Here is a 17,539-nt window from a genome sequence, read left to right on the forward strand (position 1 = left end):
GAACGTTTTGGGATTTCCTGTGGATACACCGACGTACGCGTCAATAGACAGGAACGACACCATGCCCAGTGCACTCGCTAACCTCAAAGACGCAGAGCGTGAACTGCTCGTGCTGCGCAATGCCTTGCCCAACCTTGATCTGTCGCTGGATCACTGCCTGCGGGTATTTTTCCCGCGGTTGCCCGCTGACACCTGCACCGACTTTCTTTTCGTCAATGAAGAGATCGCAGCCCAGCCTGGCCAAACCCCCACTATTGCCAGCCAGACGGTGACTGCCCTGATAGACCTGTGCTACCTGACCGGCCAGATCCCGACCTTCGTACAGGGTGCCACCCGCGTCTACAACTACGCCTATACCCTTGACGAGCAGGATCGAACGGTCGGGGTATCCGCCCCTGAACTCGAAAAATACCTTGAGTTTGTCGTCCGCTCCCCGCAGTTGTGTGTGAGGGATGCCCTTAACGACTTCTGGCGCACACCCCACAAGGACCTCAATGGTCAAGCGCCCAAAGACTGGCTGTCGCAATTTGCCCACAGGCTGATCCGCGCCGAAGCCTCCGTGCGCCACGAGGACAACACCTTCAGCCCCACCGCCCTGGATATGATCAATCAGGTACTCCCTGATGCCAGCCCATCTCCCGCGTCAAAAACACCCGGTCCCTACGGCTTTTACACGCTGGCACTCAGCAGTCGTCTCATGCAAAGGGCTGCAGTGCTGCACGGCGCCTTCGTGATTACCACGAAACACCTGCCCCTGATCTCAGCCAACGTGCAGGACAAGCGCACTGCCCTGGACCCCACCCCGCGGCCTTCAGTACTTTACCTGCCGAACACTGGCCTGGAAGTGTTCGATTCACTCGCCGCCCTCAGTCAGGAACTGACGACCCGGCTCAACGATCCTTACCAGCGTGAAACACTGCTCACGTGTGTACTCACCGAAGATCGGGAGCGCGCCCTGGCCCATGAGCAAGTCGACTACAGCCCGGTTGCAGATAGCGCCATAGCTACCGTCTTCAGCGATCAATTGATCAACAAACAAAAAAGCGACATGCACCATGCCTGGTCGGTGGCACGCAATCTCAAGCAAGACACATCCCTCGACCAGCTATCCGACTGCGTCGACCAATCCCTGGCTGCAAGCCTGCCCCTCAATCCCGCCAACATACTGCGCGGGCGCTATACCCGATTGATGGAAAGCCAATTGCCCGACTGGTTGAAGACTGCTTCAGACAGCCAAAAAACCCAGTGGCGGCTGGCCGTTGAGCGCCTTAATCACGAGCGCCTGGCGGCAGAATCCGACGACGCCCAACCCCTCAGCGAAATCGGCCGCAAACATACACTGCTGGGCTATGCCCGCCTTCAGTTACAGCAACAGATCAAAAAAGACCACGGCATAGACGTCGACCCGGACGAGATCTTCATCTCGACCACTGAAGCCCTGCGCACCGGCCCTTTGATCAACCCTGTCAGTGGTTCCGGGTTTCCTGCAGGCATGAGCCTGGGCAGAACCGGGCCGATCATCAGTTACCACACCACACGCCGTAGCCTGAGTGAGCTGGCGCTGTCCAATGTCGGTATCTGGGACGTCACTTTCGCCCTCACTGCACAAGTCAAGGATGGAGCGGGCCAGAAACATGCCGTGCTGACCAGCAGCTATCTGAAAACGCTGGTGCGCCAGCTGGATATTGGCGAGCGCTACAAAAAAAATCTCAAGGAGCTGCTGGTCAACTCCAGCCAGGCCCAATGGCGCAAGGAGCGTTATGTCGCTTTTAAGCAGGCACAACTGAACCTGGACTTGCTTGAAGCCACGCTGGCGGGTGCGCTGACCACCCAACAGGTGTCATGGGTCAGGGCTGCGCTGGAGCAGCCCGTAGAGAACAACCGTGCACAAATCAACGGTGAGCAGGTCAAAGTCCATCTGCTGATGTTGCGCTATAAACCACTACCGGGTTTGCTGGTGTTCAGCGCCACCGGCTCCGGGCAACTGCTGTGCTACACCCCCGGCGGGCCTGAGAGCCGCTGGTTCCTGGTTGCCAACTCACGCAACGAGCTGGGCCAGATCCTGTCACGGCCTATTTGGCGAGCCTATGTGATGCGCCACGTGACACCGGCGCAACAGCCGTATATCAAGCCGCTGCTGGAGCGGGGACTGAGCGAGGCCAATCTGCAACTGCAGGGCATCAGCCATGACCTGTTCGAAGCGTCCTACGACACCGAGGCCTTGCACGCCATCCGCGATGCTGACGAGCAGTCGACTTCTACCTGGGAAAGCAACGTAAACACTGCCAAAGAGGCCGTACTGACGGCAATCGACATCCTGTCTTTCGCATTGCCCACCCGAGTGCTGCTGCCCATCGTACTGGCGCGGTTTATCGCTCAGATCATCAGAGGCCTTGATGCCCTGCAGCGCGACGAAAAACACGAAGCTCTGCTGCACTTTATGGAGTCCATCACCTACCTGACTGACGGCGCCTCGGACTTTACCGGCTCAGCCGTATTCGGCAATTCGATACGTCAACGCGCAAAACAGCCCGTACCCTCGTTGAGCCCCGCTGCTGCCAGCCATTATCCCGGTGCCAGGCTCAGGCTGCGCACGGGGGATGAATACGGTGCAGGTGTGTATGAAGCGCCCACTGCCAATGGTCAGACCGCCTGCTACACCAAAAACACAAACGGCAGGTTCTATCGCAGCCAGTACGACAACCTGGACAACACCTGGCGCGCACTGGATGAGCGCAAACCCAACGCACCGTACAGCATCCCCTTGCGCGAACTCTCGGCCGGGCAATGGGATGTCGATCCAACAACCCCTTTGCTCAAACAAAAGCCCGGCATTGAAAGGGTAATCGACAACGCGCGCGTCAGAGGCGTCGATCTCAGCCGCTACACCCCTGACGAGCAGGGCATCTATCGCATAGACAACATGCGATATATCAAGCAGGACAGCGACGTGTTCGAAGTCTACAGCGGCTGGCTGGGCCGCAACTGGTACTTGCAACCGCAATCGAGTTCAAGCGCTGGCGCAAGCGCCAGCTTCAAGGTCCGGCGCACCGCAGGCCGCTGGCAAATCAAGCACAGGCTGGCGGACAACAGCAAACGCTGGGTACCTCTGACCGGGCATCTCACCGAGTTGCCTGGCGATGTGCCCCACCTCAAATACAGCGACTACGACATGCCCGCCGAGTACCAGGAAGCACTTCGGGACATCACCGAGAACCATCGTTCAGTACTCGATGGCATCACTGACTTTATGGATTTTGCGTCCGAGCGCAGCCTTGCCCACCGGGCATTCAAGGAGCTGCGGATCAAGTTGCTCGCGGATGCCAAGGCCTACTTCCTGACAAAACCTGCAAAACCCCGGGCCACCCGCCCGCAATTACCTGGCAACGTGCAGGAACAAGCGTTGATCAACCACCTGTTCGAGCAGTCAGATGGCATCGTGTGGGGTGAAACCCACTCTCACCAATCGAGTAAAAAGATCCTGATCGACAACATGGCCGAGTTTGCCAGGCACGACGTAAAGGTCCTCTACATGGAGCACCTGCAAAGCGACCTGCACCAAAGCCTTCTGGATGACTACTTCCAAAGCGGAAAAATGCCCCTCAGGTTGAACAAATACCTTGAGGATCAGGATTTTGGTCATCAGATCAACCCCTCCAGCCGCCATACCTTCAGCCAACTGGTGCGCGAGGCCAGACGGCATGGCATCAGGGTTATCGCGGTTGACTGCTCGGCCAGTTACTACCCGAAAAGCACACCGAGCGAAACGCCCTGGCTAAACCGTTATGAAATGTTCAGCTACTTTGCCTCCCGTACGATTCGCGCTCATCAGGCCCAAAACCCAGGAGGCAAATGGATAGCCCTGACGGGCAACTCACATGCCAACACCTTTGAGGGCATACCGGGGCTGGCCGAACTTGAAGGGGCGATATCCGTGCGAGTATCGGATTCAGCCCCGGGCACCAGCCGCGGCTTGCGTCAGGACATCGGTGAAATCATCCCCGCGGATAACAAACATGCTAACTACCGCTTTTTGAAAAACGATTACTGGCTGCAAATCGACATTCCAGGCACAAAGCCCCATTTACCAGCCCTCTCCCCATCGCAAACCAATAACAGGCTACCGGCTCCGGGGTTCTTCCGCCTGGACAGCGCATCCCCTCAAGGCGCCCAGTTGATACATCGCTCAAATAACCACGAAATTGTGCATACCCCTTTGAGAACCGACGCCAATGGTCAGATTTTTATCGAACGTGAAAGCTGGCCAACCATCCACCAAAAACGCTACGACACCCTCAAAGACCTGATCCATGGCTTACAAGACATCAACATGACCCAAGTGCAATAACCCCGCGCCCGACGCTCATCACGTTCAAGACAGGGACGGCTCAGCGCGTCCTTGTCACTTGTTTTGCTGGATATCCGCACCTCAGCCGCTAAACTGCGCGCCCTCTGCTAGCCTCCCCCCGTCGCCCTGGACGGGTCGCGTCACACGGAACCCGATTTGCCCATGAAATATTTCACACCTGCTCACCTTGCCCTGTTACTGCCAGGCCTGTGCCTGGCACCTGTCGTCTGCGCCGAAACCCTGGAGCTGGATCCCAGTGTCATCACCGGCTCGCGCAGCGCCAGCCCGAGTTTTGACCTGCCGTACTCGGTGGACAGTATCAATCAGGAGCAAATCCAGGATGGCCAACTGGGCATCAATGCATCCGAGGTGCTGTCCCGTGTACCGGGGCTGGTGGTGCAAAACCGTCAGAACTATGCCCAGGACCTGCAAATATCTTCCCGTGGCTTTGGTGCCCGCTCGGCGTTTGGGGTGCGCGGCATCAAGCTGATTGCCGACGGCATACCGGCCAGCACCCCCGACGGTCAGGGCCAGGCTGCAACCTTCAACCTCGATACCGCCGAGCGCATTGAAGTGCTGCGCGGCCCGGCGGCAACCCTGTATGGCAGTAACGCCGGTGGCGTGATTCAAATGTTCTCCCGCGACGGCGAGGGCCCGCCGCGCATTGGCGCCGAGACTCTGGTCGGCAGCGACGGCATGAGCAAGAACCACCTGACCGCCGAGGGCGCCACCGACGACGTCGGCTTTGTGCTTGATGCCTCACGCATGGACACCGACGGCTACCGCGACCACAGCGCCGCACGCCGGGACCAGACCTTCGCCAAGCTCAACCTCAAGCCCGACGAAGACAGCAAGCTGGCGCTGATCTACAGCAGCCTTGAGCAAAACGGCACACAGGATCCGCTGGGCCAAAGCTGGGAAGCCTACAAGGCCGACCCGCGCTCGGTAACGCCCAATGCCATTACCTACAACACCCGTAAGAGCATCGACCATCAGCAACTGGGCCTGAACTACGAGCGCTATATCGGTGACGCTACCCTGCAGGTCAATGCCTATACCGGTACGCGCAGCGTTATTCAGTATTTGGCGATTCCTAAAACTATCGGGAACCCACCAAGACCAAACCCCAGCAACTATCAGGGCGGAGGTGTGGTGCAATTCGATCGAAAATTCTACGGCGGCAGCCTACGCTGGATGCAACCGGTGTACGGCGTACCGGGTGATCTGACCTTGATTGGCGGCCTGGACTTCGACCAGAGCCAGGACAGCCGCCACGGCTACAACAACTTCATCGGCAACGAACTGGGGGTCAAAGGCGCACTGGTACGAGATGAAGTGGACACCGCCCGTAGCCTCGACCCGTATGTGCAGGCCAACTGGGCGCTGGACAACTGGACGGTACAAGCCGGCCTGCGCTACAGCACAATGGAAATGGACGTCGATGATCAATTCATAACCGCCACCAACGGCGACGACAGCGGCACCAAGCGTTATGAAAAAGCCACTCCGTCGATAAGCGTGATGTACGCCTTCACCCCCGAGCTGCATGGCTATGTCAGCGCAGGCAAAGGCTTTGAAACGCCTACGCAGGCTGAACTCGCATATACCAAAGGTAACAACGGGTTTAACTTTGCTCTCAAACCCGCTGAAAGCACGCAATACGAAATAGGTCTGAAGGCGCAACTAAACAACACTCGAATCAACGCAGCTGTATTTCAAATTACGACAGAAGATGAGTTGGCAATTCTGGAGAATGATCAAGGCCGAGCAATTTATCAAAACGCCGGACGCACCTTGCGCCGGGGCTTTGAACTGGGTGTAGAAAGCCAGCTCGCCGAGCACTGGACCTCAACCCTGGCCTACACCCGCCTGCAAGCGACCTATGACAGTGACTTCGTAAGTGGTAGTGGGACCGCCAGAAAGGAAGTCGACAAAGGCAACTACCTGCCAGGCGTACCGCAGACCACTCTGTTTGCCGAAGTGAACTGGAAGCCGACCGACTGGGTCAGCACGGCCATTGAAGGCATGTACCGCAGCAAGGTGTATGTGGAAGACACCAACACCGCCAGGGCGGCTCCGGCCTACACCGTATTCAACTGGCGGGCAAAGTTTGAACAGAAGATCGAGCACTGGACCTTCCACCAGACCTTGCGTCTGGACAACCTGCTGGACCGTCAGTATGTGGGCTCGGTGATTGTCGGCGACTCCAATAGCCGCTACTACGAAGCAGCACCGGGCCGCTCGTGGTATGCCGGGGCCGGGGCGCAATACAGCTTCTAAAGCCATAACACCATCCCTGTGGGAGCGGCCTGCTCGCGAAGAGCATTCGCGAGCAGGCTCGCTCCCACAGAAAGTCTTGGTCAGGCTTCAGCCAAGGTTTTTCGGCAGCCGCCCGTCAATCACCTGATACAGCGCACTGTCCACTGGCCAGTTGCGCATAAAGCGCGCCCGGTCGCGGGCGTACGCTGCAGCGAAACTGCTCGCCGAACGGTGCTGGCACATCGAATCCAGATCGATCAGTGCCCAGCGGCCATCATCCCAGAACACGTTATGACCCTTGAGGTCACCGTGGCTGATGCGCTCGCGAATCAAGTCGGCAAACAGCTGTTCCAGCGCCACCAGCTCGGCTTCAGGCGCATCGCCGTGCTCAACATAGGGTGCGAAACGCTCGATGATATCCGGCCCCGGCAAAAACTCGGTCACCAGATACGCCTTGCCCCGCAACCACAAAAACCGGGTTTCCAGCAGCGCCAGCGGCTTGGGCGTGGCAATGCCCAAAAACGCCAGACGATTGCCTTCACGCCATGAATGCCAGGCCCGGCTCGGGCGCCAGAAACGTTTGAGCCAGTGGGCAAAGCCCTTGATGTTATAGCGCTTGACCACCAGCATGCGGCCCGCCACTTCAACCTTGCCGACACTCGCCGCGCCACCGGTCTTGTACAGATGCCCCTGATCAAGCAACGCATCAGCCCTGGCCAAAACGGGCAACATCGCCGGCTCTTCTTCGCGCAGGACGGCACGCAGGGCAAACGCCCCGCGTTGCACGCTGAACAACGAGCAATCACGGCCAACCTTGTTTAAAAAGTCATTCAGGCGCCAGGCACGGACTTTCTCGACCTGCTTGAGCAGCGCTTCAAGCGGCAAGGCATGCTCGCCGTTGCTCAGCAGGTAGTGCACGAGTAATTCTTCGATAAACGGCTCAAGGCTTTTGGGCAACTGGGCAAAAAACACGCCGAGGTTTTCCAGCACTTTTTGCCGCGACAGCGGTTTGCCTGCCTCTTCGACACAGATGCCTGCACCATCGATCAAATACAGCTTGCCGTCCTGACGCAACAGGTTGTCCAAATGCAGGTCTTCCTGCCACAGACCCTTGCGGTGCATCTGCCCGATGGCAGTCAAAGCCTCGGCAAGTACGGCCACTTGTTCATCAGCCAGCACCGGCAACGACGCGACTGCATCCCAGGCATCGCCCAAGCTCTGAGCGCCCTCCAGGTACTCCAACAGCAACCAGCCCCCCTCACCTTCCTGCAAGCCATCAGCCAGCAGTTGCGGCGTGGTCAAGCCTTGTTCAGCCAGCAGACGCACCCCGGTCAGCTCGCGCTGAAAGTTGCGCGCAGCCTTGTTGCCGACCATCATCTTGGCCAGCACGGTACGCCCGCGCCACACCCCGGCACCGACATAACGCTGGCCCGGCAATACCCGCAGCAAGGTCAGCAGTTGCAACTGCGCAGGCCCTGCTGCGTCGGCCAGTTCGATACTCAGCGGCAAGCCTGGCGCACGGCCAGCCTTCAGCAGTTCGGACAAACGCATCAGCGCCCCCCTTTTTGATTGCGCCGCACATACAGTCGCGTCAGCCAGGCATCGACCAAGGAACTGTCGACGGGCTGTTCCAGATAAGCAGCGAGCAAGGCGCGCACCTCTGCTTCGCTCCAGACATCGGCCCGACGCAACAACGGCTCAATGTCCTTGACCCTGTCCCGCTGGCCCAGCAACAAGGGCCGGGTTTTTTCCAGATCGATCAATTGAGCGCGATACCCCCCCGCGCCATCGGCCTGCAGGAAGATATGCTTGGGGTAAAAACAACCATGCACCTGCCGCGCAGCGTGAAGCCGACGAGCCAATTGGCCGCATTCGCGCAAAATCGCCTGCTGCTGCTCTGTGGTCAGTTGCGGCCATTGCTCGAGCAGCGAGTCGAGGTCATTCCAACCGTCCAGCGCACGGGTCATCAGCACTGCACGACGCTCGCCCGGCACTTTTCGCTCACCAAAAAACACCGCTTCCAGCGCAGGAATACCTATGTGCTTATAGCGCTGAATATTACGGAATTCGCGGGCAAAACTCGGCTCGCCCAGCGGACTGTGCAGCGTGCGCGTAAGGTAATTGCTCTGACGCTTGAGGTAATAGCCCTGACCTTCAAGATCCATGCGAAACACGCTACTCCAGCCGCCACCACTGGTATTGGGCTCGTCTACCGCTTCCAGCTGCACGGCCCACAGGGCATCAAAGTCAGCCAGGCCATTGCGCTCAAGCAATGCCCGGTCGGCGTCTGCCATAAAGTCTGTCATTCCCGGCCCTCGAAAAAACGCACGATATGACGGACACGTTCCTTGTCCGCCGCATTGAGCGTCGTGCGCCCGGTGTATTGAAAATAGAAACGCAAACGCTGGGTGTAGGACAAATGGTACTTGGCCACTTTATCGAGGCACGCCAGGTCTTTGGTGATGCGGTATTTGAGCCAGAAGCCGCGCCAGAAATCGCCGTTGGGGCAATCGATCAAAAACAGCTTGGGCTGCTCATCGATCAGCAAATTGCGCCATTTCAGGTCGTTATGGGTAAAGCGATGGTCATGCATGGTCTTGGTATAACGCGCCAACTGACGGCTGACACAATCTACCCAGGCACGATCCTTGAGCAGCGGATCATGGTTGTCCGCCAACTCTGACAAATCCCGGGTATTGGGCAGTTCGCGGGTGATCATGGCGCCACGGGAGTAGGCGAACCCACTGCGTTCAAGGCCCCAGGCCACCACCTCGGCCGTGGGGATACCCCACTTGGCGAAGCGCTTGAGGTTCTGCCATTCGGACTTGACCCGCGGGCGGCCCAGATAACGGCGCAGGCCCTTGCCGGCCCCGGTGTAGCGCTTGACGTAATAATTCACGCCATCGCGCTGCACACGGATGACTTCCGATAGCGGATCGCGCGTCAGATGCTCCCCCTGCAAGGCAAATACTGCCTCCAGACTGCCAAAATCAGACGCCAACGCACTGTAAGCAGGTTCCAGATTCCAACCCGCCATTACAGTGCATCTCCATAACGCTGTTTGCGTTCGTAGAGTTTGTTCGCCTTGCCTTCGAGCCACGCCAGCAGGCGGGCTTCTTCGCGCAGGATCTGGCGCAGGGGCATCTGGAAGTAACCGCGCAGGAAGCGCAGTTTGTCCCGCTGGGTCAGGCCGATATCCAGGGCCGAGAAATACAGTGCCGCCAGATCCTTGTTGCGCCAGCGCTTACTGATCACGGCGCGAGTCTGGGCGCGGTGCAGATCGATCACCGACAGGCGGAAGTTGTCTGCGGTCACCGGTTTGTCGGTGTGCAGCAAGAAATGGCAGATATAGCAGTCACGGTGGTTGACCCCGGCACGGTGCATCATGCCGGTCATTCGTGCCACTTCAGCGATCAGCGCATGCTTGAGCCTGGGCTGCGGTGGCTGCTTGACCCAGTTGAGGCTGAAGTCTTCGAGGCTGACCGTCGGCGCCAGTTCTTCGGTGATGATGAAGGAATGCTGGGCTGCCGGGTTGTTGCCCTTTTCGCCGTAAGCCACGGCCGTCATGGTCGGCACACCCACTTCGTGCAGGCGCTTGATCGCCCGCCACTCCTGGCCGGCGCCAAGAACTGGCAGCTTGGCCGTCAGCAGGTTCTTGAACACTTCACCCCAGCCAATGCCACGGTGGATTTTCACAAAGAAACCGCGCCCGTCGACTTCGGTACGCAAGGTACGCCGGCCTTCCAGTTCGCGGTAAACCTCGCCTTCCAGACGCTCGACTTCGGTGAACGCATCGCGCCCTGCCCACAAGCTCTTGAACGGTTCGGCAAGAATCAGTTTCATCAGTGTTGCTCCGCCAGAATCACATCCGCAGCGTGCTGCGGCATGCTGTAGAGGTCGGCCGTCTGCGCGTAGGCCAGGCCGTTTCGGCTCCAGGCCGCGCGCGCAGTGTCGTCGGACAACATGTGTGTCAGGTATTCATTGAGTTGCGCCTGCTCGAACGGCTCGTCCAGGACCCGACCGCAATCGGCGTCGCTGATGTAATGGGCGTAGCCGCAAACAGCGCTGACCAGCACCGGCAAACCCGCTACCAGTGCCTCAAGCAATACAGTGCCGGTGTTTTCGTTATAGGCCGGATGAATCAGCAAATCAGCGCCCAGCAGGAAGCGCGGGATATCACTGCGCCCCTTGAGGAACTGCACATGATCGCCCAAACCCAAAGTGGCACTCTGCAATTGAAAGACTTTGGGGTCGTCCTGGCCGATTACAAACAATTTCGTACGTTTTTTAAGCTCACCCGGCAAGGCCGCCAGCGCTTTGAGGCTGCGATCCACACCCTTGGTCTTGAAGCCCGAGCCAATCTGCACCAGCAACAAGTCGTCGTCTGCCAGATTGAATTCACGTCGGAACTCGGCGCGAATCTCGGCGGCATTGTCCGGCGCGCGACGGTCCAGGGCGATACCCGGTGGCAGCAGGTGGAAACGCTCCAGCGGGGTGTCGTAGTGTTTGATGAACAGCGGCTGCTGGACTTCGGAAATCATCAGGATTTCCGTCTTGGCGTCCTTGGCGAACACCGCGCGCTCGTACTCGGCAAAGTGCTTGTAGCGCTTGAAAAAGCGATAAAACGAATGACGCAGGTTTTGCGCCTTGTCTTCAAAGCAGCCGTCCGCCGCGTAGTACACGTCCAGCCCCGGCATCTTGTTGAAGCCGATGAGCCGGTCTACCGGGCGCTTGGCCAGATCGGCCTGCATCCAGGCGAGCATTTTTTCATTGCGGGTATGGTTGTGGAACGCCTTGACCGGCGCCACCAGCACTTCGAATCCGGGCGGAATATCGCCTTCCCAGATCATGGTGTAGACGCGGATTTGATGGCCGCGCTTCTGGCATTCCAGCGCAATGCGCATGAAATCCCGTTGCAGCCCACCAAACGGAAAGTATTTGTACAGCACAAAAGCCAGTTGCATCAGCGCAGTTCCTCAGCCAGTAACAACGTGCTTAATCGACTCGCGACACGCTCAGGGTTCAAACGGGTGAAGCACAGTGGCCACTCGTTTTTCAGATCAAACCGCTGCTGGTCCTGTGCAGTCGGAGTGTAGGTGCATTTTTTCTGCAGGCATGGCGCACACGGAAAATCGCTGGCCAGGTGAATTTGTACCTTGCCATAGGCACCGGTCAGGCCCGGATTGGTAGGCCCGAACAAAGAAATGGTCGGCACATCCAGTGCAGCGGCCAAATGCCCTAACCCGGTGTCGACTGCCACGCAGGCACTGGCACTGGCCAGTACCTTGGCAACCCCGGCCAGATTCAATTTGGGCAGTACCACGGCATTATTCAAGCCATTGGCAATGCGTTCGGCCCGGGCTTTTTCAGCCGGATTGCCCCACGGCAGGCGCACTTCGACGCCCAGATGGCCCATGCGCTGGGCCAGATCGCGCCAATAGACTTCGGGCCAGTGCTTGGTGTCCCAGGTGGTGCCATGCAAAAACAGCACGAAGGGCTTTTTGCGTGGCAGCTCAACCAGCTTTTCGACATCCAGGCCGTAATCGCCCAGCCCTTTGGGCAGGTCGTAGCCCAGCGCGACCGCGAACAACTGACGCAGACGCTCAACCGCGTGCTGCCCGCGGGCTACCGCCAGGCGGCGCTGGTAAAAGCGGCTGGCCAACGGTTCCCGGGCGGAGTCTTTATCCAGCCCGGCAACCGGAGCTTTTACATAACGGGTCAGCCAGGCACTCTTGACCAGGCCCTGTGCGTCGATCACCAGGTCGTATTTTTCGGCGCGCAGGCTTTGCTTGAAGCGGCTCCACTCGCCGCTCTTGAGGGTCTGCCAGATATTTTTGCGCCAGCGGCGGATCGCCACCGGAATCACCTTGCCCACCGCCGGGTGCCAGGTCGGGATTTCGGCAAAGCCCTCCTCCACTACCCAGTCAAAGGTGATGCCCGGAATCGCCCGCGCCGCATCGGTCAGCGCCGGCAAGGCATGGATCACATCCCCGAGGGATGAAGTTTTGACCAACAGAACGCGCACCTAGTTAACCTCGACCGGTGAACCCTGCAGGCGCTGCAAGGCTTCAATCACCGGCTGCGGCATCAGTTCGCGCAGGCAGTTGTAGTGGCCAAAACGGCAGGTACGGTCAAAACAGGGGCTGCAATCGAGGCCCAGCCGCACAATTTCGACCTTGTCCGCCAAGGGCGGGGTAAAACCTGGCGAAGTGGAGCCGTAGACCGCCACCAGCGGGCGGTTCAGCGCAGCGGCCACATGCATCAGCCCGGAATCGTTGGACACCACGGCATCTGCACAGGACAACAGGTCGATGGCTTCGGCCAGTGAGGTCTCGCCGCTGAGGTTGACCGACTCTTCGCGCAGCCCCGGGATCAGGCGCGAACGGATATCTTCGCCTACCCCGTGATCGTTTTTGGAGCCGAACAGCCACACTTGCCAACCTTCGCGGATCTTTTGTTCGGCAACTTTGGCGTAGTGCTCGGACGGCCAGCGCTTGGACTCGCCAAATTCGGCACCCGGGCACAGCGCCAGCACCGGACGATCCAGCTCCAGGCCGAACTTGGCCAGTGCGCCGGCACGGCTTTGCGGGTCAATCTGCAAATCAGGGCGCGGGTACGGCTTGGGCAGGTCGGCCCCAGGCTCATAGGCCAGGGCCATAAAGCGCTCGATCATCAGCGGGTAGCGCTCTTTGTCGAGCTTGCGCACATCGTTGAGCAGGCCGTAGCGGAACTCGCCGCGCCAGCCGGTACGTTTGGGAATACCCGCAAAAAATGGCACCAGGGCCGATTTAAGCGAGTTGGGCAACAAGATTGCCTGATCGTATTGGCCCTTGAGGGACTTGCCGATCTTGCGTCGCGTGGCCAGTTCAAGCGCGCCGTGGCCGAGCGGGAAGCTCAAGGCCTTGCGAACTTCAGGCATGCGCTCAAGGATGGGCCGGCTCCACTCGGGAGCCAGCACATCGATTTCGCACTGCGGGTGGCGCTGCTTGAGGCACTGGAACAGTGTCTGCGCCATCACCATGTCACCGACCCAGCTGGGCCCAACGATCAAAATATTCATAAGTTTCCATAAACAAGCAAGGGAGGCATTCGCCTCCCTGCTGTGATGCTATGCCGACATTACTTGACCAGTGTACGCCACTCTGGATGGTCCGTAGTCTTGCCGGTCACCAGGTCAAAGTAAGCCTTTTGCAGTTTTTCGGTGATCGGGCCACGGCGGCCGATCCCGATTTGACGCCCGTCGACTTCGCGAATCGGCGTCACTTCAGCGGCAGTGCCGGTAAAGAACGCTTCGTCGGCGATATACACCTCGTCGCGGGTGATGCGTTTTTCAACAAACTTGTACCCCAGCTCGGTGGCCAGGGTCAGGATCGTGCTGCGGGTAATGCCGTTCAGGCACGCGGTCACGTCCGGGGTGTAGATCACGCCATCCTTTACCAGGAATACGTTTTCGCCCGAGCCTTCAGCCACAAAGCCTTCCGGATCGAGCAACAGCGCTTCGTCGGCTCCACCGGAAATCGCTTCCTGCAGGGCCAGCATCGAGTTGATGTAATGGCCGTTGGCCTTGGCCCGGGTCATGGAGATGTTCACATGATGGCGGGTAAAGGAGCTGGTACGCACCTTGATTCCGACTTCCAGCGCTTCGGCGCCCATGTAGGCACCCCAGCTCCAGGGGGCGATGATCACGTGCACCTTGAGGCCGGTGGCGCGCAGGCCCATGGCTTCGGAACCGTAGAACACCATCGGGCGGATATAGGCGCTGTCGAGGTTGTTTTCACGCACCGCTACGCGGGTCGCTTCGTTGATTTCGTCTTTGCTGAACGGGATCTTCATGCCCATGATGTGGGCCGAATCGAACAGACGGTCAGTGTGCGCCTGCAAGCGGAAAATCGCCGCGCCCTGCGGGGTTTCGTAAGCGCGCACACCTTCAAACACGCCCATGCCGTAGTGCAATGTATGGGTCAGCACATGGGTCGTGGCATCACGCCACGGCACCAGCTTGCCGTCATACCAGATCACACCATCACGATCAGCCATCGACATCATTACGCTCCTCAAAGAATCCAGCACCCGCACCACGAGGCGGCAGGCAAATTGGACGGGCCTTATGGACCCGCCGGATACGTTCTTACAGCTTTAACTCTGTGTGTGAGCCAGCAAATCAGCTCAATCCTAGCTCGGACCAGATGCGCCGTACGTGTTGGCGTTCGACCACAAATTGATCCCCCGTGACCACCCCGGCTTCCTTCTGCAAGGCTTGCCGGTGGGCGACGGCGCGAAAGGCCTTGTAAGCCTCGCGCAACAGGCTGGCATCGGTGGCGGGCATCAGCCCGACCTGCTCCAGCCCTTCCAGAATGCGGATATTGTCGGTGTAGCGCAGTAACGCCGGGTGTTCCCTGGACCACGCCAGGGCCGCGTATTGCACCATAAATTCAATATCGACGATACCTCCGGCGTCCTGCTTGAGGTCGAACGGCACCGTTGCCTCGAAGGCGTTTTCTGCGGTTCCGGCAGCGGTAATCCGGGTGCCCAGGTTGTCGCGCATCTTGGCCCGCATCTCGCTGACCTCCTGACGCAAGGTCGGCAAATCCCGCTCGCGGCCCAATACGCTCGCGCGCACCTGTTCAAAGGCCGCGCCCACCTGCTTGCAGCCCACCAGCACGCGGGCGCGCACCAGTGCCTGATGCTCCCAGGTCCAGGCTTCGTTTTCCTGATAGCGCTCAAAAGCACCTAGCGAGCTGACCAGCAACCCCGAAGCGCCTGACGGGCGCAGGCGCATGTCGACCTCATACAACTGCCCGGAGTTGGTCTGCGCCGTGAGCAAATGGATGATCCGCTGGCCCAGACGGGTGAAAAACTGCGCACCGTCGATGGGCTTGGCGCCATCGGTTTCAGCATTCGGGTCGCCATCGTGGATAAATACCAGGTCCAGATCCGAGCCATGCCCCAGCTCGATGCCACCGACCTTGCCGTAGCCGACAATAATAAAGCCGGGATCGCACAGGCTGCCGTCGGTGCGCTGTGGCGTGCCGTACTTGGCCACTGTCTGGCGCCAGGCCAGGGCCAGCACCTGCTCCAGAATGGCCTCGGCCAGCCAGGTCAGGTAATCGCTGACCTTCATTAAAGGCAGGCTGCCGGAGATTTCCGATGCCGCGACCCGCAAACGGTGGGCCAGCTTGAAGTTGCGCAAGGCTTCCATCTGCTGCTCAAGGTCGTCTTCGGGGATACGCGTCAGGCGTTCACGCAACTCTGCGGCCAGCTCAGGGGCCAGCGGCGGCTTGAACAAACGGCGCTCGTTGAGCAACTCGTCGAGCAGCAACGGGAAACGGGTGATCTGCTCGGCGATCCACGGGCTGGCTGCGCACAGCGTCAGCAAACGGCGCAAAGCATCTGGGTTTTCGGTGAGCAACACTAAATAAGCAGAACGCCGGGCCACCGCCTCGACCAGCGGCAGCACCCGCTCCAGCACCAGATCAGGGTTGGCGTGCTCAACGGCTTGCGCCAGCAAGCGCGGGATAAAAGCATCCAGACGCTCGCGCCCCAAGCGCTGCATAGAGCGCAGTTGCGGACTGGAACGCAGGGCCGCCAGTTGTTTCAGGGCTTTGGGCGCATCGACAAACCCGGCCTCTTCCAACTGCGCGCAGGCTGCGGCATCGTCCTGGACCTCTTCCCACAGCGGCAACCACTCACCACCGACAATCAGCTCGCCTTCGTCGATGACCTCTTCTTCATCAGGGTCAGCAATAACCTGACGGAAGTGCCAGTCAATACGACCACGCCACGCCATCAGCTGTTCATGGAATGCGGTCCAGCTGTCAAAACCCATCATAAAGGCAATGCGGGCCTGATCCTGCTGATTGTCGGGCAGCATTTGAGTCTGGCGGTCGGCAATGGCCTGGATTGCATGCTCGGTGTAACGCAGGAACTCATAACCTTCGCGCAGTTCGCCGACCACCTCTGCAGGCAAGTAGCCCTGGCCTTCCAGGATGGTCAGGACTTTCAGCAGCGGCCGTTGTTGCAGGCTCAGATCGCGGCCGCCGTGAATCAGCTGGAATGCCTGGGCGATAAACTCGACCTCGCGGATACCGCCCGCCCCCAGCTTGATATTGTCAGCCATGCCTTTGCGCCGCACTTCCTGCTGGATCAACTGCTTCATGGTGCGCAGCGCTTCAATCGCGGAAAAATCGAGGTAGCGACGATACACAAACGGGCGTAACAGACTGAGCAACTGCGCGCCCATCACCTGATCACCGGCCACGACCCGGGCCTTGATCATTGCATAACGCTCCCAGTCACGGCCCTGATCCTGGTAGTACTGCTCCAGCGCGTTGAAGCTCAACACCAGCGCACCGGATGAGCCATAAGGACGCAGGCGCATGTCGACGCGAAACACAAAGCCGTCGACCGTCATCGGATCCAGCGCCTTGATCAGGCGCTGGCCCAAGCGGATAAAGAACTCCTGATTGTCCAGCGCCCGCTTGGCCCCCACGGTTTCGCCGCCTTCAGGGTAGGCAAAGATCAGGTCGATGTCTGAAGACAGGTTCAGCTCCACGGCGCCGAGCTTGCCCATGCCCAGGATCACCATCGCCTGCGGCTCGCCACTGCGATTGCCAATGGGTGTGCCGAACTGCTGGCAATGACGTTGATACAGCCAGCGATAGGCCTGATCGATGCTGGCATCGGCCATGTCCGACAGATCGCGACAGGTTTCGATCAGGTCGGCCTGACGATTGATATCGCGCCAGATAATCCGCACTTGCTGGCGGGTGCGCTGACGACGCAGTGCGCGGCCCAGTTCGTCATCGCTGGTTGCGGCCTGCGCGGCAGCAGCAATCTGCCCGCACAACTCGCCGGGGGCGAAGGTGCGGTCCAGCTCACCCGAGCGCGCCAGTTCGAGCAACATCAAAGGGTCACGCAAAGACTGTTCTATAA

Annotated in this window: 11 protein-coding genes; 2 read left to right on the plus strand and 9 right to left on the minus strand. The window is 59.3% G+C overall.

The annotated features are described in order from the left end of the window. Positions 1-61: 61 nt before the first annotated feature. Both GHO42_RS03290 and GHO42_RS03295 read left to right on the plus strand, forming a co-directional pair. The gene (locus tag GHO42_RS03290; protein WP_153327261.1) at positions 62-4,348 is read left to right on the plus strand and encodes a membrane-targeted effector domain-containing toxin; all 4,287 of its coding nucleotides are present in this window, start codon (positions 62-64) and stop codon (positions 4,346-4,348) included. A 162-nt stretch (positions 4,349-4,510) separates the two neighbouring features. Further along, positions 4,511-6,628, plus strand: coding sequence for a TonB-dependent receptor (locus GHO42_RS03295; protein ID WP_153327263.1), 2,118 nt, complete (start codon positions 4,511-4,513; stop codon positions 6,626-6,628). A gap of 87 nt (positions 6,629-6,715) precedes the next feature. Here GHO42_RS03295 and GHO42_RS03300 read toward each other — a convergent pair whose 3' ends face one another. From GHO42_RS03300 to glnE, 9 genes are all read right to left on the minus strand, one after another. Beyond that, on the minus strand, positions 6,716-8,158 hold the full coding sequence (locus GHO42_RS03300; RefSeq protein ID WP_153327265.1) for a lipopolysaccharide kinase InaA family protein: 1,443 nt from the start codon (positions 8,156-8,158) through the stop codon (positions 6,716-6,718). Beyond that, on the minus strand, positions 8,158-8,913 hold the full coding sequence (locus GHO42_RS03305; RefSeq protein ID WP_095000911.1) for a lipopolysaccharide kinase InaA family protein: 756 nt from the start codon (positions 8,911-8,913) through the stop codon (positions 8,158-8,160). The genes GHO42_RS03300 and GHO42_RS03305 overlap by 1 nt, the downstream gene beginning before the upstream one ends. Further along, on the minus strand, positions 8,910-9,644 hold the full coding sequence (locus GHO42_RS03310) for a lipopolysaccharide kinase InaA family protein (protein WP_095000910.1): 735 nt from the start codon (positions 9,642-9,644) through the stop codon (positions 8,910-8,912). The genes GHO42_RS03305 and GHO42_RS03310 overlap by 4 nt, the downstream gene beginning before the upstream one ends. Beyond that, complete coding sequence (rfaP, locus tag GHO42_RS03315) at positions 9,644-10,450, minus strand: lipopolysaccharide core heptose(I) kinase RfaP (RefSeq protein WP_095000909.1); 807 nt, start codon at positions 10,448-10,450, stop codon at positions 9,644-9,646. Before rfaP ends, GHO42_RS03310 begins: the two co-directional genes overlap by 1 nt. Further along, on the minus strand, positions 10,450-11,571 hold the full coding sequence (locus GHO42_RS03320; protein ID WP_095000908.1) for a glycosyltransferase family 4 protein: 1,122 nt from the start codon (positions 11,569-11,571) through the stop codon (positions 10,450-10,452). Before GHO42_RS03320 ends, rfaP begins: the two co-directional genes overlap by 1 nt. After that, on the minus strand, positions 11,571-12,632 hold the full coding sequence (waaC, locus tag GHO42_RS03325; RefSeq protein WP_095000907.1) for a lipopolysaccharide heptosyltransferase I: 1,062 nt from the start codon (positions 12,630-12,632) through the stop codon (positions 11,571-11,573). The genes GHO42_RS03320 and waaC overlap by 1 nt, the downstream gene beginning before the upstream one ends. Continuing rightward, positions 12,633-13,667: a lipopolysaccharide heptosyltransferase II gene (gene waaF / locus GHO42_RS03330; RefSeq protein WP_095000906.1), complete on the minus strand. Its 1,035-nt coding sequence runs from the start codon at positions 13,665-13,667 to the stop codon at positions 12,633-12,635. Positions 13,668-13,726: 59 nt separating this feature from the next. Next, positions 13,727-14,650, minus strand: coding sequence for a branched-chain amino acid transaminase (locus GHO42_RS03335; RefSeq protein WP_095000905.1), 924 nt, complete (start codon positions 14,648-14,650; stop codon positions 13,727-13,729). Positions 14,651-14,768: 118 nt separating this feature from the next. Then, on the minus strand, positions 14,769-17,539 hold a 2,771-nt coding region (gene glnE / locus GHO42_RS03340; protein ID WP_153384111.1), incomplete at its 5' end, for a bifunctional [glutamate--ammonia ligase]-adenylyl-L-tyrosine phosphorylase/[glutamate--ammonia-ligase] adenylyltransferase.

The sequence above is a fragment of the Pseudomonas sp. FSL R10-0056 genome (assembly GCF_009600105.1).
GTDB lineage: Bacteria > Pseudomonadota > Gammaproteobacteria > Pseudomonadales > Pseudomonadaceae > Aquipseudomonas > Aquipseudomonas bubulae.

Excerpts from the sequence above, each read along its gene's own strand:
- GHO42_RS03290 (WP_153327261.1), top strand. The coding sequence starts at position 62 with ATGCCCAGTGCACTCGCTAACCTCAAAGACGCAGAGCGTGAACTGCTC.
- GHO42_RS03295 (WP_153327263.1), top strand. The coding sequence starts at position 4,511 with ATGAAATATTTCACACCTGCTCACCTTGCCCTGTTACTGCCAGGCCTG.
- GHO42_RS03300 (WP_153327265.1), bottom strand. The coding sequence starts at position 8,158 with ATGCGTTTGTCCGAACTGCTGAAGGCTGGCCGTGCGCCAGGCTTGCCG.
- GHO42_RS03305 (WP_095000911.1), bottom strand. The coding sequence starts at position 8,913 with ATGACAGACTTTATGGCAGACGCCGACCGGGCATTGCTTGAGCGCAAT.
- GHO42_RS03310 (WP_095000910.1), bottom strand. The coding sequence starts at position 9,644 with ATGGCGGGTTGGAATCTGGAACCTGCTTACAGTGCGTTGGCGTCTGAT.
- rfaP (WP_095000909.1), bottom strand. The coding sequence starts at position 10,450 with ATGAAACTGATTCTTGCCGAACCGTTCAAGAGCTTGTGGGCAGGGCGC.
- GHO42_RS03320 (WP_095000908.1), bottom strand. The coding sequence starts at position 11,571 with ATGCAACTGGCTTTTGTGCTGTACAAATACTTTCCGTTTGGTGGGCTG.
- waaF (WP_095000906.1), bottom strand. The coding sequence starts at position 13,667 with ATGAATATTTTGATCGTTGGGCCCAGCTGGGTCGGTGACATGGTGATG.
- GHO42_RS03335 (WP_095000905.1), bottom strand. The coding sequence starts at position 14,650 with ATGTCGATGGCTGATCGTGATGGTGTGATCTGGTATGACGGCAAGCTG.